Origin of the sequence: Waltera sp., from assembly GCF_046969025.1 — a bacterium.
Taxonomy (GTDB): domain Bacteria; phylum Bacillota; class Clostridia; order Lachnospirales; family Lachnospiraceae; genus Acetatifactor; species Acetatifactor acetigignens.
In genome coordinates this window covers 27,421-50,724 of the sequence record NZ_JBKVQF010000006.1, presented here as the reverse complement: position 1 = coordinate 50,724, position 23,304 = coordinate 27,421, and the positions used below count along the sequence as shown (strand labels likewise).

Genomic DNA, 23,304 nt, shown 5'->3' with positions numbered 1-23,304 from the left:
GAAAAGCCAATGTTACTGGATAAGATCGAGAAAGCAAACGATATCAAAAAAATAGATAAATCAGACTATGGGGAACTGGCGGAGGAGATTCGGCAGTTCCTGATCGAAAAGATCAGTGTGACCGGGGGGCATCTGGGTTCGAACCTGGGAGCGGTGGAACTGACCATGGCACTTCATCTTGCTCTGAATCTCCCGGAGGACAAGATCATCTGGGATGTAGGTCATCAGTCTTATACCCACAAAATATTAACGGGCCGCAAGGACGGTTTCGATGTCTTACGCCAGTTCCATGGCATGAGTGGGTTCCCCAAGAGAAAAGAAAGTGATTATGATGCATTTGATACCGGACACAGTTCTACCTCCATATCCGCAGGACTGGGACTGGTGAAGGCAAGAGATCTCAAAGGGGAGAAGACCACCATTGTATCCGTGATCGGAGACGGCTCTCTGACAGGAGGCATGGCTTACGAGGCCTTGAACAATGCAGCCAAACTGGAGACGAACTTTATTGTGGTATTAAACGACAACAATATGTCCATCTCCGAAAATGTGGGCGGTGTTTCCAAATATCTGAACAATATCCGTACGGCGACCGGTTATCTGGATCTGAAAGAGGGCATATACAACGCTCTCAAGAGAAAACCCGGTGGCGACGGTATTGTCAATAGTATCCGCCGGGCCAAGAGCAGCTTCAAACAGCTGGTGATCCCCGGGATGTTTTTTGAGGATATGGGAGTGACTTATTTAGGACCGGTAGACGGACATGATATCGAAGGCCTGATCAAGGTCATTGAGGAAGCCAAGAGAGTCAAGGGAGCTGTGCTGGTGCATGTGATTACCCAGAAGGGCAAGGGCTATGGACCGGCGGAGAAACATCCCGCCAGATTTCACGGGGCAGAGCCTTTTGACATCGAGACGGGAATTCCTTCCCATCCCCGCACCGTGGCCAATTATACGGATGTGTTTTCCACTGTTATGTGCAAGCTGGGCCAGCGGGACGAACGGGTAGTGGCTATTACGGCAGCCATGCCGGACGGCACCGGACTGAAGCGCTTCCGGAATATGTACCCGGATCGGTTCTTTGATGTGGGAATTGCGGAGGAACATGCGGTGACCTTCGCAGCAGGACTGGCAGCAGGAGGCATGAGGCCTATTGTTGCGGTGTATTCTTCATTTTTACAGAGAGCCTACGATCAGATCCTGCATGATGTGTGTATTCAGAACCTGCCGGTAGTGTTTGCTATAGATCGTGCAGGGCTGGTGGGGAGTGACGGTGAGACCCATCAGGGTATTTTTGATTATACCTATCTGTCGGGAATTCCCAATATGCATATCTGTGCGCCGAAGAACAAATGGGAATTATCGGATATGATGAAGTTTGCCGTGGCACTGGATGCGCCCATTGCGGTGCGATATCCCAGAGGAACGGCTTATGCCGGACTTGCCGAACACCGTGCTCCCATTGAACTGGGCAAGGCGGAGTGGATCGCAAGAGAGGGCGGTATCGCATTGTTTGCCATAGGCAGTATGGTAAAGACAGCGGAGGAAGTCCAGAAGCTTCTGCATGAAAAGGGTTACAAGGCAAGTATCATCAATGCCAGATTTATCAAGCCCATTGACGAAGAGGCAGTACTTTCGGCCTGTGAAGATCATGAGATGATCGTGACCATGGAAGAAAATGTCCAAAGCGGAGGATTCGGAGAAAAGGTGTTGGATTGTCTGAATGACCACGAGAAACGGATCAAATGTGTCATGGCAGCTATTCCCGATGCTTATGTGGAACATGGAAATGTAGAGCTTTTGAAAAAGGAGATCGGATTGGATGCGGAAAGCATCACGGAGAAAATTCTGGAAAGATTATAAATAATTAGGAGACGAAGATGAAAGAACGACTGGATGTGATTCTGGTAGAGCAGGGGTATGCTCCTTCCAGAGAAAAGGCAAAAGCCATCATAATGTCGGGCAATGTCTATGTCAACGGACAGAAGGAAGACAAGGCCGGCACCGGATTTGATGTCAGCAAGATCAAGCTGGAAGTCAGAAATCATACCATGAAATATGTCAGCCGCGGAGGCCTGAAGCTGGAAAAGGCAATGGAACAGTGGGGATTTCTGCTGGACGGCATGATCTGCATGGATATCGGTGCATCTACCGGAGGCTTCACGGACTGCATGCTCCAGAACGGAGCCACGAAGGTGTATTCCGTGGACGTGGGACAGGGGCAGTTAGCCTGGAAACTGCGGAATGATGAGCGGGTGGTATGCATGGAACAGACCAATTTCCGTTATGTGACCCCGGAGGATATCCCGGATGCACTGGATTTCGCCAGCGTGGATGTGTCCTTTATTTCTCTGACCAAGATTTTGATCCCGGCGAGAAATCTGTTAAAGACCGGCGGACAGATGGTGTGTCTGATCAAGCCCCAGTTCGAGGCCGGCAGAGGCAAGGTGGGCAAGAACGGTGTGGTGAGAGAGCCTCAGATCCACGAGGAAGTGATCCGCAAGATCATCGACTATGCGGACAGCATTGGTTTCGAAGTACTGCATCTGGAATATTCCCCCATCAAGGGACCGGAGGGCAATATCGAATATCTGCTACATATCCGTAAGCCGGAGGAGATCTCCGAAGAAAAGCTGGCGCTGACCGAGCATGAAGCGGAGAGCGCCTTACAGACTATTATAGAGGAAAAGACCGGACTGTCCTATACCCCTGAATGGGATGCCGTAATCAAAGGTATCGTAGACAACTCTCATACCCTGTAACAGACAAGGAGTGCGAAGCTATGAAGCATTTTCTGATATATACCAACAAGCATAAGGATCAGGAGCTTGCGACCACGAAACGGATCCAGAATTATCTGGAAACCAAAGGCTGTACGGTGAAATTAAAGGTCAAGGAATCCGACTGGAAGGAAGAAGCGGATTCCGTGGCGGAAGAGGAAGCAACGGACATTCCGTTAGATGTGGACTGCATGATCGTATTGGGCGGCGACGGCACGGTGCTGCAGGCAGCCAGAGAGACGAAGAAGATCCTTGTCCCCATCATCGGAGTGAATCTGGGAACCGTAGGTTATATGACGGAGATCGAACTGTCTGGATTAGAGGAATCCCTGGACCGCCTGATCCGGGATGATTTTAAGAAAGAACGCAGAATGATGTTAAACGGTAAAGTCTGCTGTGCGGATGGAACCGTGTCGGAAGGCTGGGCTTTGAATGACATCGTCATTTCCCGAAGCGGATCCCTGCAGATCATAGAATTCAACATCTATGTCAACGGACAGCTTCTGAATCATTACAAGGCAGATGGAATGATCGTGACTACACCGACAGGATCCACGGGATATAATCTGTCGGCGGGCGGGCCGCTGGTGGAGCCCAAGGCGAAACTGATCACCCTGACACCGATCTGCCCCCACAGCCTGAACCAGAGAAGCATTATCCTGTCCCCGGAAGATGAGATCGTTATAGAGATTCCCGGTGGCAGAGAGGGCAAAAGCCAGACCGTGGAAGCCAATTATGACGGCAGCCACAAAGTGACCATGTGTACCGGAGACCGGATCCGTATTGTGCAGTCGGAGAAGATCACCGAGTTTATTCAGCTGAATCAGGTAAGCTTCCTGGATGTATTGCATCGGAAAATGAGAGATTCCTGACGAATTGTTGTGAGAAAGGCATGAGGTCAAGATGAAGAAAACAAGACATCGCAAGATCGTGGAGATTATAGAAAAAAGAGATGTGGAGACCCAGGAGGAACTGGCGGGCTATCTGAAGGAAGCCGGTTTTGCTGTGACACAGGCTACCGTATCCAGAGATATCAGAGAACTGAAGCTGTCCAAAGTACCCACCGGTGGCGGCAAACAGAAATACGTCATTTTAAAACAGGATGACAGTCATATGGGAGATAAATACATCCGCGTCCTCAGAGACGGTTTTATCTCCATGGACATGGCACAGAATATTCTGGTGATCAAGACCGTATCCGGCATGGCCATGGCAGTGGCGGCGGCACTGGATGCCCTGAAATTCTCCGAAGTGGTGGGATGTATCGCCGGAGATGATACGATCATGGTGGCAGTGCGGACCGTGGAAGATACCCAGATCCTTATGGACAAGATCCATCTGATGATAGAAAGGTAAGACAGGGGGAAATACATGCTTCGTAGTTTACGCGTGAAAAATCTGGCTCTTATCCGGGAGACAGAGGTAGAGTTCGGAGAAGGACTGAATATACTGACCGGTGAGACCGGTGCCGGTAAATCATTACTCATTGGATCAGTGAATCTGGCACTGGGAGGAAAGTTCGAGAAAGACATGCTCAGACGGGGAGAAGAGAACGGTCTGGTGGAACTGGTCTTCGACTGCGAGGAAGAAAGGCTGGCGGAAAAATTAAAGAGCATGGATCTGGAACCTTCGGAAGACGGAACCGTGATCCTGAGCCGAAAACTTTCCTCCGGGAAAAGCATCTGCCGCATCAATGGAGAGACCGTGACGGCAAAGCAGGTGAAGGAACTTTCGGAGCTGCTGATCGATATTCACGGACAACATGAGCACCAGTCTCTGCTAAACAAGAAAAAACATATGGAGATCCTGGATGCCTATGCGGGAGCGGAATTTGCAGAATGCGCAGGGCGGGTGGCTGCACTTTATCATGAATGTACTGCCCTGGAGAAAAAGATCACAGAGGAAACTCTGGATGATACCTCCAGAAGCAGAGAACAGTCTCTGGCGGAATTTGAACAAAAGGAGATCGCGGATGCTTCCCTGCAGCCCGGAGAAGATGAGGAACTGGAACAGGCGTACCGCAAAATGTCCAACAGCCGAAAAATTGCGGAAAGCCTGGCGGAGAGCTATCAACTCAGTGGCAATGACGCGGAAGACGGTGCCGGGAATTCTTTGAGCAGGGCACTGCGGGCATTGCGTAGTGTGACCATGTATGATCCTGCACTGGAACAGATGGAGGAACAGCTGGCAGAGGTGGAAAGTCTTTTGTCAGATTACAATCATGATGTCTCCGAATATATGTCGGATCTGGAATTTGATGAAGAGGATTTTCGCAGTACAGAGGATCGTCTGAATACCATCAATCACCTCAAGGGAAAATACGGCAACACGATCGAAGAGATCCTGCGGTACAAAGAGGAAAAAGAAGCTTATTTGGAAAAACTGGTGGATTATGATGCCTATATGCAGAAATTGAACGCCGAGTGGGAGGAAAAGCAGGCGTTACTGAAGAAAGCCTGTGAAGAACTGTCTGAGATCCGCAGAAAAAACGCAGCGGTACTGACGCAGAAATTGAAAGATGCGCTGATAGGTCTCAATTTCCTGACGGTGGAATTTGACATCGCAGTCAGACCCGGTCAGGCCATTACAACAAAAGGCTATGATGATGTGGAATTCCTGATTTCCACCAATCCCGGAGAAAGTCTGAAACCTTTGAACCAGGTGGCCAGTGGCGGTGAACTGTCCCGGGTGATGCTGGCGATCAAAACGGTGCTGGCAGGGAAAGATGCCATTGATACATTGATTTTTGATGAGATCGATACCGGTATCAGCGGCAGAACCGCATGGAAAGTAGCGGAGCAGCTGAGTATTCTGGCAGGAGCCCATCAGGTCATCTGTATCACTCATCTGCCTCAGATCGCAGCCATGGCGGATGTGCATTTCATTATTGAAAAGAGCAGTACCGATGATATGACCATTACGGACATTCACAAGGTGGCAGAAGAAGAAAGTCTGGCGGAGCTGGCAAGACTGTTAGGCAGTGATGCATTGACGGAAGCGGCGCTTTCCAATGCAAAGGAAATGAAAGAACAGGCAAACGGGTTTAAAGAAGCCAGATAAGGGAAATGCTATAGTGAAAGAAACATTGAAAAAGGATGAAGAAGTATTTCATCCTTTTATTTTGTGCAAATTCAACCAAAATAAAGCACCATATTTGTGAATTAAATTGATTGAATTTGACTGAATGTGAAGATATAATAACATCATAAGAACAAGAAAGATGACAGACAGGAGGGATAGAAATGATTTGTACCGTGACTTTCAATCCGTCACTGGATTACATCGTATCCGTGGATGACTTTCAGCTGGGAATGACGAACAGAACCTCATCAGAGCTGATTCTTCCGGGAGGAAAGGGAATCAATGTCTCTATCGTACTGAAGAATCTGGGACTGGATTCCACAGCCCTGGGATATGCGGCGGGATTCACTGGAGAGGAACTGATCCGGAGATTGAACGAGTTTGGCGTAAATGCTGATTTCATCAAAATCGATCACGGAATGACCAGAATCAATCTGAAGCTGAAAAGTATTGACGGAACAGAGATCAATGGCTGTGGCCCGGATATTGATGCAAAAGCTTTGGAACAGCTGATGGAAAAGATTGACAGACTGGGAGACGGAGATGTCCTGGTATTGGCAGGAAGTATTCCTTATACCATGCCGGATGACATTTATCAGAGAATTCTGGAGAGAATTCAGGGAAGAGGTGTTCTCACCGTAGTGGATGCCACCAGAGACCTGCTGGTAAAGGTATTGCCGTATCATCCTTTTCTGGTAAAACCCAACAACCATGAATTGGGGGATATCTTCGGTGTGAAGCTCTCCACAAGGGAAGAGGTGGTTCCATACGGCAGGAAACTGCAGGAGATGGGAGCACAGAATGTACTGATTTCCATGGCAGGCGAAGGAGCAGTATTGATCGCAGCGGACGGACAGAGCATGGGAGCTCCGGCACCGAAGGGAACACTGGTCAATGGTGTGGGTGCAGGCGATTCCATGGTGGCAGGTTTCCTGACAGGATGGATGGAAAAGAAAGATTATGTACATGCGTTCCATATGGGAATTGCTGCAGGAAGCGCCAGTGCATTTTCCGAGAATCTGGCCACCAGAGAAGAAGTCTTGCAGGTATTACAGCAGGTAGAACAATAACAATGATAAATATAAAAAGAGAGGATGGGTCACAACATGAGAATTACAGATCTTTTGGACAAAAATAGTATTTCCCTGAATGCGGCACCGGCTGACAAAAAGGAAACACTGGATCTGGCAGTGGAACTGATGGCAAAAAGCGGAAAGCTGTCTGATGTGGAGAAGTATCGTGAACAGGTCTATGCAAGAGAGGAAGAGAGTACCACGGGAATCGGAGAGGGAATTGCGATCCCTCACGGAAAATGTGATGCGGTAAAAGCCCCCGGACTGGCAGCCATGGTGATCAAAAACGGTGTGGAGTATGAATCTCTGGACGGGGAACCGGTGACCTTACTGTTCCTGATTGCAGCACCGAATACAAAGGATAATGTACATCTGGATGTGCTGAGCAAACTGTCCGTGATGCTGATGGATGAAAATTTTACCACTTCCCTGAGAAACGCAAAAAGCGTAGATGAGTTTTTACAGATCATTGATGCAGCAGATGAAAGTGCCAAGAGCATTGATGACAGATTAAGTGATACCGGTATTACCACCGAGAAGAAGAAAGGCTTTAAGCTGTTGGCAGTGACCTCCTGTCCGACCGGAATCGCTCATACCTATATGGCAGCAGAAGCATTGGAAAAGGCGGCCAGAGCAGCAGACTGTCAGATTAAGATTGAGACCAGAGGCTCCGCAGGCGCAAAAAATGTACTGACTGCAGAAGAGATTGAAGCGGCGGACTGCATCATCGTGGCGGCTGATGCCAAAGTACCCATGGACCGCTTTAACGGCAAGAAAGTCATCAGCTGTCAGGTATCCGACGGTATTGGCAAGGCAGACCAGCTGGTAAAACAGGCAATGAGTGGAAACGTGGAAGTTTTCCACGGGGAAAGCAGTGAAACAACTACAGCCGTAACCGGTAAGGAAAGCGCAGCTCATAAGATCTATACCCAGCTGATGAACGGCGTATCCCATATGCTTCCTTTCGTAGTCGGCGGTGGTATCCTGATCGCCATTGCCTTCCTGATCGACGGACTGAACGTTGATATCAATGCACTTCCCGCAGATCAGAGAAGTAACTTTGGTACGATTACTCCCATAGCCGCAATGTTCAAGAATATCGGCGGCGTGGCATTCGGTCTGATGCTTCCGGTACTGGCGGGCTTCATCGGTATGGCAATCGGCGACAGACCGGCGCTGGCGCTTGGCTTTGTAGGCGGTATGCTGGCGGCAAACGGCAAGTCCGGATTTTTAGGAGCACTGGTGGCTGGCTTCCTGGCAGGCTACCTGATCGTAGGACTCCGTAAGATCTGTGACAAACTCCCGGAGGCTATTGAAAAACTGGCTCCTGTATTGATCTATCCGGTAGTGGGTATCTTGATTATGGGACTTGCCATGAACTTTGTGGTGGAGCCGGTCATGGGCGGTATCAATACCGGATTGAACAATTTCTTAAGCGGAATGGGTGATTCCAGCCGAGTTGTACTGGGGTTGATCCTGGGCGGCATGATGGCGATTGACATGGGTGGCCCTTTCAACAAGGCAGCTTATGTATTCGGAACGGCAGCGATCGCTGCAGGCAATTATGACATCATGGCAGCGGTTATGATCGGAGGTATGACTCCTCCCTGTGCCATTGCACTGGCAACCCTGTTATTCAAGAATAAATTCACCAAGGAAGAGAGAGACGCAGGTCCCACCAACTTCATCATGGGCCTGGCGTTCATCACCGAAGGTGCGATTCCTTTTGCAGCATCCGATCCTCTGCATGTGCTTCCTTCCTGCATCATCGGTTCGGCACTGGCAGGCGCCCTGTCCATGGCATTCCACTGTACACTGATGGCACCTCACGGCGGAATTTTCGTATTCCCTGTAGTAGGTAACGCAGTGATGTATCTGGTGGCACTGGTGGCAGGTACGGTAGTGTCCGCACTGCTGTTGGGTGTATTGAAGAAAAAAGTAACCACATGAGCAAAAGGAAAGCTCTGAAAGAGCGGTTTTACGAATGTGGGTGCTGAATAGTTACCGTAATATAAAAAATCAGAAAAGGAGATAAGAAAATGAAAGAATTTAAATATGTTATCACAGATCCCGAAGGTATCCATGCTCGCCCCGCAGGAGAACTGGTAAAGGCAACAAAGGAATTCCAGAGTGCCATCACTCTGACCAAGGACGGCAAGACCGGAGACTGCAAGAGAATCTTCGGCATCATGGGTCTGGCTGTTAAGGCCGGCAACGAGATCACCCTGACCTTCGACGGTGAGGATGAGGAAGCAGCTTATGCAGCTGTTACGGAATTTGTGAAAGCAAACCTCTAAGTAATCATAATATTATTGTCGGGAGAGGAGAAAAGTCATGGAAGTCTACCAGGGAAAAAGTGTATTCGGCGGAATTGCCATTGGCAGGATCAGTGTTCATAAGAAGGATGAGCAGCAGGTAAAGCGTGTGAAGATCGAGAATCCCGACCGGGAGATCGCTCGTTACAGACAGGCCAGACAAACCGCCATGGAGCAGCTGCAGAATCTGTACCAGAAAGCCTTGAAAGAAGTGGGAGAAGCCAATGCAGCTATTTTCGAGATTCATCAGATGATGCTGGAGGATGATGATTACAATGAATCCATTGAGAACATCATTCATATGCAGCAGGTGAATGCAGAGTATGCGGTGGCTTCCACCGGAGACAATTTTGCACAGATGTTTGCCTCCATGGAGGATGACTACATGAGAGCCAGATCTGCGGATGTCAAAGACATTTCCGAGCGCGTATTAAGCGTGCTGGGTGGCAGAACGGCAGGCATGGCGGCATCGGAAGAACCCATGATCATTGTGGCAGACGACCTGGCACCCTCCGAGACGGTACAGTTGAACAAGGATCTGGTATTATCCTTTGTAACGGTACATGGATCTGTGAATTCCCATACGGCGATCCTGGCCCGCACCATGAGCATTCCGGCACTGATCGGCACCGATATCCCTCTGACCGATGCCATAGACGGAAAACTTGGTATCGTGGACGGACGAAACGGCTGCATCTATGTGGATCCCGATGAAGATACTCTGTCGAAAATGCAGCAGCTAAAGCAGGAGGAGCAGGAGAAGAAAGAACTGCTCCAGAGCTTAAAGGGACGTGAAAATATCACTATTGACGGTAAGAAGATCATGCTCTATGCTAATATAGGTAACAGCAAGGATCTGGCGGCCGTATTGCAGAACGATGCCGGCGGCATCGGCCTGTTCCGCAGTGAGTTTTTATATCTGGAGAGAGAAACCTTCCCTACCGAGGAAGAACAGTTTCAGATCTACCGCACTGTGGCGGAGACCATGGCGGGAAAGCCTGTGATCATCCGTACACTGGACATCGGTGCAGACAAGAAGTGTGATTACTTCGAAATGGAGCCGGAGGAAAATCCGGCCATGGGATGCCGTGCCATCCGTATCTGTCTGACCAGACCGGAGATCTTCAAGACACAGCTCCGTGCATTGTTCCGTGCCAGTGCATTTGGTAATATCTCCATTATGTATCCTATGATTATAAGTGTGGAGGAAGTACATCAGATCAAGGAAATCGTGGCAGAGGTAAAGCAGGAACTGACAGAACAGGGTGTGGCTTTCGGAGAACCGAAGCAGGGTATTATGATCGAGACACCGGCTGCTGTCATGATGAGTGCAGAGCTGGCGAAGGAAGTGGATTTCTTCAGTATCGGTACTAACGATCTGACCCAGTACACACTGGCCATCGACAGGCAGAATCCGAAGCTGGATGCATTTTATGATCCACATCATCCCGCAGTGCTGCGTATGATACAGATGGTCGTGGAAAATGCGCATAAGGCCGGAATCTGGGCAGGTATCTGCGGAGAACTGGGTGCAGATACATCGTTGACCAGACGTTTTCTGGCTATGGGTGTTGATGAATTATCCATGTCTCCCGGAAGTATTCTTCCCGTGCGTAAGATCATACTGGAGACAGATGTGACAAAGGAAAGAGAAAATAACAATTTATGCTGACAGAACAACGTTATGAGATCATTCTGAAATTATTGGAAGAAAAAAACAGCATTACGGTGGCAGAGGTAAAAGATCTGTTAAATACGTCGGAATCCACGGTACGCCGGGACATCACAGCATTGCATAATGCCGGGAAGCTGGTAAAGGTCTTTGGAGGTGCTGTGGCATGTGACCGGACGGTGATAACACATGAACCCACGGTGGAACAGAAGGCAGAAGTCAATGTGGAAGCCAAACAGCTGGTGGCTGCCAAAGCGGCAGCACTGATCCAGCCGGAGGATTTTATCTATCTGGATGCAGGTACGACCACAGCAAGTATGCTTTCTTATCTGACAGAGAAAAGTGCCACCTTTGTGACCAATGCGGTAGCGCATGCCAAGACACTGGCAGCGGCAGGATTCCGTGTATATCTCGTCGGCGGTGAATTAAAAGGCTCCACGGAGGCTGTGGTAGGCAATCAGGCACTGATGAATTTACAGAGCTATCATTTTACCAAAGGCTTTTTTGGAACCAACGGGATCAGCAGGCAGAGTGGCCTGACCACACCGGATATGAATGAGGCCATGGTGAAAAAGACTGCCATGGGACAATGCAGAGAATGTTTTATTCTGGCAGATCATTCTAAGTTCGGAAATGTCAGCTCTGTGACCTTCGGGGCGTTTCAGAGCGGAACGATTCTGACGGACGACTGCCCGGAGGAATATAAAAGCAGTGGGAATGTGGTCATTTGTGGTTAAACTGGAGAAAACTGTAAACCGCAAATCCCGGTGATCACAGATTAAAAATAGGAATGTGACGTACACTATACCCTATACAGCAATGACAGAAGTTCAGTGGGGGAATGTGTATGAAGCTATGGATTACGGAAACGGAAAAAGTAAAAAGGCAGGCAGGAGAAGATGCAGTCATAATTTTGCAGCTCTGGAAACAGAAGGTGCGCAGACTGCGGATTTACCGGGCCTGCCTTTGTGCTGCCCTTATCCTGGCCGGTATGGGACTCTTTGGCTACAGCTATTATCTGGTGGACAGCAGTATTCCTTCTGTTATTTATATGCGGGCGGAATCGGAGGAATCACTGGCACTGGATATTCCCGCAAAAGGTGAGATTTTAAGTGTCAGTGAACAGGGAACCAGTAATATTCCCCAAGGTGCCGTGACACTGGATCTGAGTCAGCCGGTGACTATGAAGACCGGAATGACGGACAGCCTTGAGATGCAGGTGAAGCTGTTCGGGATCCTGCCTTTTAAGCAGGTGGGGATCCGGGTGATCGAGGATCAGCAGCTGATCCCGGTAGGTGTTCCCATCGGAATCTATGTCAAGACCGAAGGGGTAATGGTCATAGGTACCGGAGAGTTCCGTTCTGTCAACGGGGAGAAGGTGGCTCCGGCGGAACATATTTTGAAAAGCGGCGATTATGTGGTGAAACTGAACGGCACGGAAGTGGCGGACAAGGATGATCTGATCACCCGGATCGAAAACGGTAATGGAGAAGCAGCGATTTTGACGATCCGGCGGGGCGAAGAATATTTTGATGTTAAAATCGATCCGGTACAGGATCAGACGAAGAAATATAAGATTGGTGTCTGGGTCAGGGACAATGCCCAGGGTGTGGGAACCATGACCTACATTGACAGTCAGGGAAATTTCGGAGCACTGGGGCATGGAATCAATGATGTGGACACCAGCAACCTGATGGAAATGAATGACGGAACCCTGTACCAGACGGAGATCATCTCCATTCAGAAGGGAACGGCCGGTCATCCGGGGGAAATGACGGGAATGATCGTCTATTCTGATGACAGGATTCTGGGGGATATTACCAGCAACAGTGTCCGGGGAATCTTCGGCAAGTGCAATGACAAAGCACTGGCAATGGGAACGGAAGAGGCGATGCCCATTGGATTAAAACAGGAGATCCGAAAGGGACCGGCGCAGATTTTGTGTACCGTAGACGGCACCACCAGATACTATGATATCGAGATCACCGACATTCATCTCGATCATGACAACGTGAACCGGGGAATCGAACTGAAAGTCACAGATTCTGACCTGATCGCCCTGACCGGAGGAATCGTCCAGGGAATGAGCGGGGCACCTATCATCCAGAACGGAAAATTTGTAGGAGCCGTCACCCATGTTCTCGTGCAGGACAGTACCAGAGGATATGGGATTTTTATTGAGAATATGCTGGAGCAATAAGGTTGCCGTCCGGCAGTTAACATGGTAAAATAAATTAAATATACATTCAAATGCAAAAATGGATTTGTAATGTGAGGAATAGGGAAAATGCGCTGACGTATGAAGAAGATGCGAAGAAATGTCTGACCGCCGGAAGGAATGCACATCTGGCGGAACCGTTCCAGATGGAGAAAGCGATCGCAGCCATTGCGGAACATTGTAAGAAATAATAATTTTGGACAGATTTTTCAGAGGATAGGGATATAGAGGAGAAAGAAAATGAGTATACAGCAGCTCAGAAATCTGACCACGCTCTGCTACATCGAGCAGGACGGAAAATATCTGATGCTTCACCGGGTGAAGAAGGAAAATGACATTAACAAAGACAAATGGATCGGCGTGGGTGGTCATTTCGAGGCGGACGAAAGCCCGGAGGACTGTGTGCTCCGGGAAGTAAAGGAAGAGACAGGGTATACTCTGACGGCCTACCGGTTCCGGGGAATCATCACCTTTTTATACCGGGACGTCTGTGAGTATATGTGCCTGTATACGGCGGATGGATTTACGGGGGAACCGAGGGAGTGTGACGAAGGAGCGCTGGAATGGGTGGAGATCAATAAGGTGGAAGAACTGGATCTCTGGGAAGGGGACAAGATATTTTTCCGGCTGCTTCGTGAGAACCGCCCCTTTTTCTCCTTAAAACTGTCTTACGATGAGAATGGTATCCTTCTGGATGCAGTACTGGACGGTGAGCCGATAGCGACAAAGGAAGGCAGAAAAATGCCGGAGGCGGAAAGTGGGACAATGAATTGAATTTTACGGAATTTGTACAGAACTACCACATACAGTTAAACGAACAGCAGATGCAGGCGGTACAGGCCACGGAAGGTCCGGTACTGCTTCTTGCGGTTCCAGGAAGCGGTAAGACCACCGTACTGGTCAGCAGACTGGGCTATATGATCTATTGCCTGGGAATAACACCGGAGTCGATCCTGACAGTGACCTATACCGTGGCGGCAACGAATGATATGCGCAGGCGGTTTGCGGGGATGTTCGGAGAAGCGGATGCAGAGCGGCTGGAGTTTCGCACCATCAACGGCATCTCCCAGAAGGTACTGCAATATTTTGCCTACCGTACCGGGAAAACGCCTTTTCAGGTGGCAGATAAGGAAGCCTCGGCGGCCGTCAAACAGTCTTTTCTGGAAGTAACGGGGAAATACGCCACGGAAAATGATATCAAAGAGACCCAGCTGAATATCACCTATGCAAAAAATATGCGTCTGACACCGGAGGAAATCCGGGATATGGACACGGATGTGGAGAAATTCCCGGAGATATTCCGTACTTATAATGCGAAACTCAGGCAGATGCAGATGATCGATTACGATGATCAGATGATCTACGCCCTCAGAATTCTGGAACAGTATACTGAGGTACTTGCACATTTCAGGGAGCAGTATCGGTATTTCTGTGTGGATGAAGCGCAGGATACTTCGAAAATACAGCATGATATGATCGACCTGCTGGCGGCGCAGAGCCGGAATCTGTTTATGGTGGGAGATGAAGACCAGAGTATCTACGGCTTCCGGGCAGCTTACCCGCAGGCACTTGTCTCCTTTGAGGACAGACACCCGGGAGCAGGGATCCTTCTCATGGAGACCAATTACCGCAGCAGGCAGGAGATCGTCCGGGCGGCGGATACTCTGATCCAGAAGAATAAAAACAGACATCCGAAGAAGATGACCGCGGCCAGAGAAGGTGGTGGCTGCGTTACAGAGATCAAGGCAGTATCCAGACAGGGACAGTACAATTATCTGCTGAAAGTAGCCCAGGACTGTGAACAGGAGACGGCAGTATTATACCGGAATAACGAAAGTGCACTTCCCATCATTGATCTGTTGGAACGTAAAGGATTGTCCTACCGGGTGAAAAATTCGGATATGACCTTCTTTTCCCATCCGGTGGTCAACGATATCTGTGATTTTATTCAGTTGTCTCTGGATCCATGGGATGGGGAGACATTTCTTCGGATCTATTACAAAATGGGAGCCGGTATCAGCAAAAAGGCGGCCATGGAGGCGGTGGATGCCAATACCAGACGACTGACACTGCTGGATACGGTGGCGGAAATGGATGAGGTATCCGTTTACACCAGAAAACAGTGCAAGGCACTGGCTACCCATCTGGACAATATGCGGTATGAGTCAGCAGGAAAAGCTATCTACCGGATCCTGAATTATATGGGATATCAGGAATTCATGGATACCCACGGGTTGGACAGTGGCAAGGCGGAGATATTAAAGGCCCTGGGAGATCAGGAGAACAGCCTGTTTGATTTCCCTGCAAGATTACAGAAGCTGCAGGAGATGATGCGAGAGGGCTGCGGGGATCCGAAGAGTAATTTTATCCTGTCCACGATCCATTCCAGCAAGGGACTGGAATACACAAGAGTGTATCTGGCGGATATGCTGGCGGGAGTGATCCCTTCCCAGATTCCGGGGAGGGGCTGTGTACCGGATTCCCCGGAGGCAAATGCCTATGAGGAAGAGAGAAGGCTTTATTATGTGGGAATGACGAGAGCGAAGGAACAGTTGTATGTATTTACCTTTGGACCGAATCTGACCTCTGCTTTTTCAGGAGAAGTGTTTGAGAAAACGAAGCCGTTAAACGCTGTAAGAAAGACCGGTACGGCTGTCGGGATCAGAGGCTCGCTGCTAAAGACACCGGACAAAAAGGTGCAGAAGCTGCCGCCACGGGAAGTGGAGGCCTGCATCGCAGCCTGTGAGTCCGGACGGGAAGTACAGCATCAGAAATACGGAACCGGCAGGATTGCGTCCGTATCGGCTGACGGCATTGCCCAGATTCTGTTTGCAGGCGAAAACAGTACCAGAAAAATATCCCTTCCCATTGCGTTTTCCGGGAAGATACTTACCTTAAAATAATACATACCAGGGAGGGACAGCGATGTATACAATCGTAGTGGCAGATGACGAAGAGGAATTACGCAGAGCAATCATAAGGAAGATCGACTGGGAGAGCATCGGATTTCAAGTCGTGGGGGAAGCGGAGAACGGCATCGAAGCTTTGGAACTGGTGGAGAGGATGGAACCGGATCTGCTGCTTACGGATATCCGGATGCCTTTTGTCTCCGGAATCGAGCTGGCAAGACAGGTCAGAGAGGTACGTCCTACCACACAGATAGCCTTCTTAAGCGGCTTCGATGAATTTTCTTATGCCCAGCAGGCCATCCAGTACAATATCATCAGTTATATGTTGAAACCTATCACTATGGTGGATCTGACGGAAGAACTGAAGAAGATCAAGCTTAAGATCGACGGAATCTTTGCGGAATTTGATGCCAGAAAACATGATAATCCGGATCTGCAACAGTTTTTTCTGCCCCTTTTGCTAGATGATTATGCCAGCTTTGAGGGGCAGGACCGGGAGGAACTTTTACAGGAACAGGCGGTTGGCAACGGCTTTTTGAAGGATCGTAATAATGCCTTTCAGTATGCGGTGCTGGCCATCACGGTGGAGGATACCAACGGGAAGAACCGTACGAGACCGGAACTGGTACATTCCGTGGATATGATACTGCAAAAATATATGAAGCATTATTCTTTTGCCATGGACGGCAGGATCATTGCAGTGCTGGCGGCCACCACGTCGACCTTCGACCGGTATCTGCATATTGCCGTGGGAGAGATGGTACAGAGTACGGAACGCATTCTGAAAATGCATTGTCATATCGGTGTCAGCCGTATCAGAGAACATCTGGGAGAATGCCACGAGGCCTACAGAGGAGCTATGAGTGCATTGGGATATTGCACTCCGGGAGAGAGCGGCATCCATTATATTGCCGATGAAGAGCGGGATAACACCATGGACATGGAGCTGGCGGCGGAATGTGTTACTCAGATGGAGAATCTGATCCGTGGTGGTTCCCGAGAGGAACTGGAAAACTATCTGAAGGATGTATTCGGCAAACTGGAGGTGCAGCAGGATGCTGCCCTGAAATGCAAATTCCTGATCTTCCGGATGTCCTCGGCGCTGATCCGCATTGCCTATACGGTGACAGAAGATTCCGCCCTGCTCCAGCGTTTTGCCATGCTGGAAGGTCCGATACGGGAATCCAGGGATCGTTTCACGGCACTTTGCCTGGAAGTATGGGAACTGGTCAATGCGGGCAAGAAAAAGAGCAGCCAGATCCTGTGTGAAAAGGCCATGCAGATCATCGACAAGGAGTATGGGGATCCGTCCCTGTCTCTGGTGGGCGTCAGCAACAGCATTCATGTGAGCCCCAATTACCTGAGTGCCCTGATCAAAAAAGAGACCGGGTCAAGCTTCGTGGATCTGTTGACGAAAAAGAGGATCGAAACGGCAAGGGAACTGGTACTGGGCAGTTCCATGAAGATGCGGGAGATTGCGGAGCGCTGCGGTTACAGCGATCAGCATTATTTCAGCTACTGCTTTAAAAAGTATTGCGGGGTATCTCCCAATGCCATGCGACAGGAGAAAGAATAAGATATGAAGAAGCAAAAAACGTCTCTTTCTTTTATCATTACGACATTAGTGGTGGGACTGGTTACCCTGTTTTTGTTGTGGTCCACTTTTTACTTTTTTTCTCTTTATGTCGGAAGTATGAAACAGGCGGCACATACCAGCAGTGAACAGGCGGTGACTCAGGCTTCCAATACCATTTCTAACTACATCGGAGATATGCAGGAGATCATGAGTCTGATCGAGAAGGATCTGACAAAGAGCGGCGGAAGTACCGGGCAGACACTGGAGACTCTTTGCAGTGTCCGGTCGGATCTGGTGGCGGTCTATATCTATGATGAGCAGGGGAAGCTGGTGGATTCCCATACGGGAACTCATACTCTGAAGGAACATTATCTGAAGGATCTGTCTTATATCGAACTGGATTCCTACAGCCCCGGGGTACTCTATCTGTCGGAACCCCATGTGGAATCTCTGTTGCAGGACTATTATCCCTGGGTGGTATCGGTCTTACAGGAGATTCCCGGAGCAGACGGACAGAAGCTGCGGGTAGTCATTGATATCCGTTTCTCCAAAATATCGGATTATGTGGACGATGTGGGAATCGGACAGCATGGCTACTGCTTTATCACAGACAGTAATGGAGAGATCATCTATCATCCCCAACAGCAGCTGCTGTATTCGGGTCTTAAGACGGAAGCCACGGAGGGACTGGATCTGAGCCACAACGGTTCCTTTGAGACCGAAGAACTGATCTGTAGTGTCCTGGCGCTGGATAACTGTAACTGGAAGGTGGTGGGTGTCAGCTATATCAGTGAACTGGTGACGGCCAAAGAGATGGAACTGGTGGGAAACATCTGTGTCATGCTGACAATCATTCTGCTGACGACCATGGTGGTCAGTGTTCTGGTATCCAGACTGGTGACCAATCCGGTGCAGCGCCTGATCCGGGCTATGGAAGAGTTCGAAAAGGATGCTGCGGGATATGTTTATCAGCCTGTGGAAGGCACCACGGAGATCGAGGCACTGTCACAGTCCTACGAGCACATGGTAAGAAAGATCCAGAAACTGATGAAGCAGGTACGTCAGGAAGAGATTTCCCTGCGCAAAACGGAGTTAAAGGCTCTGCAGGCCCAGATCAATCCCCACTTCTTATATAATACGTTGGATGCCATCGGGTGGCTCTGCGAGGAAGAAAGGTGTCAGGATGCCGTGGAGATGGTCAATGCTCTGGCGAAACTGTTTCGTATCAGTATCAGCAAGGGGCACGAATTGATCCCCATTGAAAAAGAAGTAGAGCATGCCAGAAGCTATTTAAAGATCCAGAATTTCCGCTATAAGAATCAGTTTTCCTATGAGTTTCAGGTGGAAGAGGACTGTCTGCAATATTACTGTAACAAGATCACCCTGCAGCCCATTATCGAAAATGCCATCTATCACGGACTGGACCGCATGGTGGATGAAGGACGGATTCTGATCCGCATCTACAGCGAAGGGGAAGATGTGGTCTTCCGGGTGGAGGATAACGGTGTCGGTATGTCAGAGGAACAGTGTCGGTCGATCCTTCATAAGGAGCCGGGAGATAATTCTGGCATCGGCATCAAGAACGTCAACGACAGGATTAAGATTTATTTCGGAAAAGAGTACGGTCTTTCCATAGAAAGCGAACTGGATGAAGGCACTACTGTGATCATACGGATGCCAAAGGTGGAAGAAAATGCAGCGGCAGGATGGGAGAAAGTATGAGAAAACAGAAAATAAAAAAAATACTGTCCCTGCTGGCTGCGGGTGTCCTGCTTCTTATGAGCATGAGTGGCTGCGGAAAAGAAGCTGAGACAGGGAAAACCCAGGTGGCTATGATCGTGAAGTCCACGGAGAGCGCCTTTTTTAAAAGTGTCTTTGCGGGTGCCCGGGCGGCGGCTACGGAATACAATCTGAATGTTACGTTTAACGGCCCGGAATCGGAAGAAGATTATGTGACCCAGAATGAGATGGTGCGGCAGGCCATGGAGGACGGAGTGGATGTGATCGTTTTCTCTGCGGTGGATTACAATGCCAATGCGGAGATCATCGGTCAGGCAGCCCAGAGAGGAATTAAGATCGTTGTCATTGACAGTGATGTCAACAGCAGTATGGTAAGCTGCCGCATTGGGACCAATAACCTGCAGGCCGGTGTGAAGGCGGCGGAAGCAGCTCTGGCGGTGGGAGAAGACGAACTGTATATCGGTATCGTGAATTATGATGTGAATTCCGCCAACGGGCAGCAACGGGAACTGGGATTCCGGCAGACGGTGGAGCAGGACCCGAGAGTAAAGGATATTACCACCATCAATGTCCTTTCCACCACGGAGGATGCCAGAGCGGGAGCAAAAGAGATGCTTTTGTCGGATTCCAGGATCAATGTGGTGGTGACCTTTAACGAATGGACCAGCCTCGGTGTGGGCTGGGCCATCCGGGATCTGGACCGGGGAGACAGGACGCAGGTGGTGGCGTTTGACTCCAATGTGGTCTCTGTGGGAATGTTGGAGACCGGGGAGGTGGATGCCCTGATCGTGCAGAACCCCTATGCCATGGGGTATCTGGGAGTGGAGACGGCGGCGAACCTGATCAACGGACAGACCGGCGGCCCCAGCGTGATAGACACAGCCACCACTATTGTGACCAGAGAGAACATGTACGAGCGGGAGAGCCAGAAGATATTGTTCTCTTTTGAAGAGAGAAAGTAACTATTCAGAACCCCACTCGCAAAACCGCTCTTTCAGAGCTATTCTTTTGCTCATGTGGTTACTTCGCCGAATAAGCATTACATAATTCTTACGAATGCAAGCGTTCGACGAAATTATGTAATGCTTTTCGGCTCTGAATAGTTACAAATTATGTACAGAACATGAACAAAATGTGTACAGAATAGTATAATTTTTAACCCCATGCGTAAGATTTTGTATATCTTTTATGTACAAGATGCCATATAATTACCTCATCAAGAGATGAAACACATACATTTTCATCAAAACAAGGAGGTATTTTATATGAAAAAGTTCATGTCACTACTGTTGGTCGGCATTATGATGCTCAGCCTCGTAGCGTGCGGAAAGAGCGGCGGAGGAAAGGGAGAGTTGAATGTAGGAGTATTCTATTACACCTACAGTGATACATACATCTCCAGCGTGCGTACTGCACTGGATAATGCGCTTACCGAAGCAGGCATCAAGTTCCAGAATTATGACGGCAACAGTAACCAGACCACCCAGAACGAGCAGATCGATACCGCTATTGCACAGGGTACCAACCTTCTGATCGTCAACATCGTAACATCCGGTTCCGTAGACGCTTCCCAGGCCATCGTTGACAAGGCAAGCGCAGCAGGAATCCCTGTAATCTTCTTCAACCGTGCGGTAGAATCCGATGAGGATGAAGGTAAGGTATTAGGCAGCTATGACAAGTGTGCATTCGTTGGAACCGATGCTCCCGAAGCAGGTCATATGCAGGGTAAGATGGTTGGTCAGTATGTAGTAGACAACTTCGATACTATTGATCTGAATGGCGATGGCAAGATCAGCTACGCAATGTTCATGGGTCAGTTAGGTAACGTAGAAGCAATCTATCGTACCCAGTACGGCGTAGAAGATGCAGATGCAGTGATCACCGCAGCAGGCAAGCCCGCTCTGGAGTACTTCGATGCATCCAATACCGATAAGTATCAGGTTGACCAGGACGGTAACTGGTCCGCAACCGCAGCTAACAACTACATGACCACCAACCTGTCTCAGTACAATGAGTCCGCTGGCAACATGATCGAGCTGGTTATCTGTAACAACGACGGTATGGCTGAAGGTGTTATCTCTGCTCTGAACGACAAGGGCTACAACTTAGGCGATGGCAACTGCACCACCATTCCTGTATTCGGTGTTGATGCAACTGACGCAGCCAAGCAGCTGATCGCAGACGGCAAGATGACCGGTACCATCAAGCAGGATGCAGAAGGTATGGCAAACGGTATTGCTTACCTGGCTAAGAACATCCAGGCTGGCAAGGATCTGATGGCAGATACCGACAGCTTCAACATCTCTGAGAAGGTTAGCAACAAGATCTACATCCCTTACGCTACTTACACCGGAGAATGATCTGAATAACAAGTAAATAAAAGAAGCGGCTGCTGCATCTGGCAGCGGCCGCTCTTTATGTATAGGAGGATGCGTATGGGACAGGAAGTATTACTTCAGATGACAGACATATGCAAGGAATTCCCCGGCGTAAAGGCACTGGATCATGTATCCCTTACCGTAAAAAAAGGAACGGTACACGCGCTCATGGGAGAGAACGGCGCCGGTAAATCCACCTTAATGAAGTGTCTGTTCGGCATCTACAGTAAGGATGCAGGCAAGATCGAACTGGAAGGCAAGGAAGTCAATTTCAAAAATTCCAGAGAAGCACTGAATAATGGAGTGGCCATGGTTCACCAGGAACTGAATCAGGCACTGAAGAGAAATGTCATGGATAATATCTGGCTGGGCCGTTATCCCATGACAGCAGGTATTATGGTCAACGAGCATAAAATGCTGGAAGACACCAACAAGATTTTTGAAGAACTGGGGATCGCAGTAGACCCCAAGAGAATTATGAGTACGATGCCGGTATCACAAAGGCAGATGGTTGAGATCGCCAAGGCGGTATCCTATAACAGCAAGATCATTGTATTCGACGAACCTACTTCATCCCTGACGGAAGAAGAAGTGGAGCATCTGTTTAAGATCATCAACATGCTTCGTGACAGAGGATGCGGTATTATCTATATTTCTCACAAGATGGCAGAGATCCTGCGGATCGCAGATGAAGTCACCGTCATGCGTGACGGTACCTGGATCGCAACAGAGCCTGCACAGAACCTGACTACAGACAAGATCATCAAACTGATGGTAGGCCGTGAACTGACCAACCAGTTCCCGCCCAAGACCAACAAGCCCGGTGAAGTGGCATTGGAGGTAGAACACTTAAGCGCGAGATATTCCTTGCTGCAGGATGTATCCTTTAAGGCTCGAAAGGGTGAGATCGTAGGTCTGGCCGGACTGGATGGCAGCGGCAGAACGGAGACACTGGAGAATATCTTCGGTGTGGCCACCAGAAAAGACGGTGTGATCAAACTGGACGGCAAAGAGGTCAGAAACCGCAATGCCAGAGAGTCCATTAAAAACGGTTTTGCACTTCTGACGGAGGAACGTCGTGCCACCGGTATCTTCGGAATCCTGAATATCCGGGAGAACACGGTGATCTCCAGTCTGAAGAAACATAAAAAAGCAGGATTTTATCTGAGTGATAAATCCATGGAGAAGGACACTGCATGGGCCATTGATGCCATGCATATCAAGACACCTTCCCAGAAGACGAAGATCCGGTCACTGTCCGGTGGTAACCAGCAGAAGGTTATCCTCGGCAGATGGCTTCTCACAGAGCCGGAGGTGCTGATGCTGGATGAGCCTACCAGAGGTATCGACGTAGGTGCAAAGTACGAGATCTACCAGCTGATCATCGATCTGGCCAATAAGGGCAAAGTTGTCCTGATGGTATCTTCGGAGATGCCGGAGCTGCTGGGTGTATGTGACAGAATTCTTGTCATGAGCGGCGGTAAGCTGGCAGGAGAAGTAGATGCCAAAAATACGACACAGGAAGAGATCATGTCTCTTGCTGCAAAATATGTATAGGAGGA

The 23,304-nt window shown here is 49.2% G+C and carries 19 protein-coding genes; all 19 read left to right on the top strand.

Annotated features, from left to right (window positions below):
* Positions 1 to 9 precede the first annotated feature (9 nt).
* The 19 genes from dxs to ACLTOH_RS04440 all read left to right on the top strand — a co-directional run bounded on the left by dxs (position 10) and on the right by ACLTOH_RS04440 (position 23,299).
* Positions 10 to 1,863 carry a 1-deoxy-D-xylulose-5-phosphate synthase gene (dxs, locus tag ACLTOH_RS04530; RefSeq protein ID WP_337417310.1) on the top strand — a complete coding sequence of 618 codons (1,854 nt, stop codon included), beginning with the start codon at positions 10 to 12 and terminating at the stop codon, positions 1,861 to 1,863.
* Between the two features lie 17 nt (positions 1,864 to 1,880).
* The gene (locus tag ACLTOH_RS04525; protein ID WP_117464857.1) at positions 1,881 to 2,762 is read left to right on the top strand and encodes a TlyA family RNA methyltransferase; all 882 of its coding nucleotides are present in this window, start codon (positions 1,881 to 1,883) and stop codon (positions 2,760 to 2,762) included.
* Between the two features lie 20 nt (positions 2,763 to 2,782).
* Positions 2,783 to 3,652, top strand: coding sequence for an NAD(+)/NADH kinase (locus ACLTOH_RS04520; protein ID WP_118730490.1), 870 nt, complete (start codon positions 2,783 to 2,785; stop codon positions 3,650 to 3,652).
* A 31-nt stretch (positions 3,653 to 3,683) separates the two neighbouring features.
* On the top strand, positions 3,684 to 4,136 hold the full coding sequence (gene argR, locus ACLTOH_RS04515; RefSeq protein ID WP_022313659.1) for an arginine repressor: 453 nt from the start codon (positions 3,684 to 3,686) through the stop codon (positions 4,134 to 4,136).
* Between the two features lie 15 nt (positions 4,137 to 4,151).
* The gene (recN, locus tag ACLTOH_RS04510; protein WP_022313660.1) at positions 4,152 to 5,840 is read left to right on the top strand and encodes a DNA repair protein RecN; all 1,689 of its coding nucleotides are present in this window, start codon (positions 4,152 to 4,154) and stop codon (positions 5,838 to 5,840) included.
* 182 nt (positions 5,841 to 6,022) lie between these two features.
* Positions 6,023 to 6,931 carry a 1-phosphofructokinase gene (gene pfkB, locus ACLTOH_RS04505; protein ID WP_117568640.1) on the top strand — a complete coding sequence of 303 codons (909 nt, stop codon included), beginning with the start codon at positions 6,023 to 6,025 and terminating at the stop codon, positions 6,929 to 6,931.
* A 36-nt stretch (positions 6,932 to 6,967) separates the two neighbouring features.
* A complete protein-coding gene (locus tag ACLTOH_RS04500) occupies positions 6,968 to 8,884 on the top strand; it encodes a fructose-specific PTS transporter subunit EIIC (RefSeq protein ID WP_412223470.1) in 1,917 nt (638 codons plus the stop codon).
* Between the two features lie 89 nt (positions 8,885 to 8,973).
* Complete coding sequence (locus ACLTOH_RS04495) at positions 8,974 to 9,231, top strand: HPr family phosphocarrier protein (protein WP_022313664.1); 258 nt, start codon at positions 8,974 to 8,976, stop codon at positions 9,229 to 9,231.
* Between the two features lie 37 nt (positions 9,232 to 9,268).
* A complete protein-coding gene (gene ptsP, locus ACLTOH_RS04490) occupies positions 9,269 to 10,921 on the top strand; it encodes a phosphoenolpyruvate--protein phosphotransferase (RefSeq protein WP_412223468.1) in 1,653 nt (550 codons plus the stop codon).
* On the top strand, positions 10,915 to 11,658 hold the full coding sequence (locus ACLTOH_RS04485) for a DeoR/GlpR family DNA-binding transcription regulator (protein ID WP_022313666.1): 744 nt from the start codon (positions 10,915 to 10,917) through the stop codon (positions 11,656 to 11,658). Before ptsP ends, ACLTOH_RS04485 begins: the two co-directional genes overlap by 7 nt.
* Positions 11,659 to 11,768: 110 nt before the next feature.
* Entirely contained in the window at positions 11,769 to 13,121 is a 1,353-nt protein-coding gene (spoIVB, locus tag ACLTOH_RS04480) for a SpoIVB peptidase (RefSeq protein WP_181969134.1), read from the top strand.
* 71 nt (positions 13,122 to 13,192) lie between these two features.
* Positions 13,193 to 13,330 (top strand): hypothetical protein, encoded by a 138-nt coding sequence (locus ACLTOH_RS04475; protein WP_172594758.1) that lies wholly within the window; start codon positions 13,193 to 13,195, stop codon positions 13,328 to 13,330.
* A 49-nt stretch (positions 13,331 to 13,379) separates the two neighbouring features.
* Positions 13,380 to 13,913 carry an NUDIX hydrolase gene (locus ACLTOH_RS04470; protein ID WP_118668288.1) on the top strand — a complete coding sequence of 178 codons (534 nt, stop codon included), beginning with the start codon at positions 13,380 to 13,382 and terminating at the stop codon, positions 13,911 to 13,913.
* Positions 13,910 to 16,042 carry an ATP-dependent helicase gene (locus ACLTOH_RS04465; protein WP_412223466.1) on the top strand — a complete coding sequence of 711 codons (2,133 nt, stop codon included), beginning with the start codon at positions 13,910 to 13,912 and terminating at the stop codon, positions 16,040 to 16,042. Before ACLTOH_RS04470 ends, ACLTOH_RS04465 begins: the two co-directional genes overlap by 4 nt.
* Before the next feature lie 22 nt (positions 16,043 to 16,064).
* Positions 16,065 to 17,624 (top strand): response regulator, encoded by a 1,560-nt coding sequence (locus ACLTOH_RS04460; RefSeq protein ID WP_022313670.1) that lies wholly within the window; start codon positions 16,065 to 16,067, stop codon positions 17,622 to 17,624.
* A gap of 3 nt (positions 17,625 to 17,627) precedes the next feature.
* Positions 17,628 to 19,346: a sensor histidine kinase gene (locus tag ACLTOH_RS04455; protein ID WP_022313671.1), complete on the top strand. Its 1,719-nt coding sequence runs from the start codon at positions 17,628 to 17,630 to the stop codon at positions 19,344 to 19,346.
* Positions 19,343 to 20,326: a substrate-binding domain-containing protein gene (locus ACLTOH_RS04450; RefSeq protein ID WP_182426962.1), complete on the top strand. Its 984-nt coding sequence runs from the start codon at positions 19,343 to 19,345 to the stop codon at positions 20,324 to 20,326. Before ACLTOH_RS04455 ends, ACLTOH_RS04450 begins: the two co-directional genes overlap by 4 nt.
* A 303-nt stretch (positions 20,327 to 20,629) precedes the next feature.
* Entirely contained in the window at positions 20,630 to 21,724 is a 1,095-nt protein-coding gene (locus ACLTOH_RS04445; protein ID WP_118668289.1) for a galactose ABC transporter substrate-binding protein, read from the top strand.
* A gap of 75 nt (positions 21,725 to 21,799) precedes the next feature.
* A complete protein-coding gene (locus ACLTOH_RS04440) occupies positions 21,800 to 23,299 on the top strand; it encodes a sugar ABC transporter ATP-binding protein (RefSeq protein ID WP_117464867.1) in 1,500 nt (499 codons plus the stop codon).
* The last annotated feature ends 5 nt before the right edge of the window (positions 23,300 to 23,304 follow it).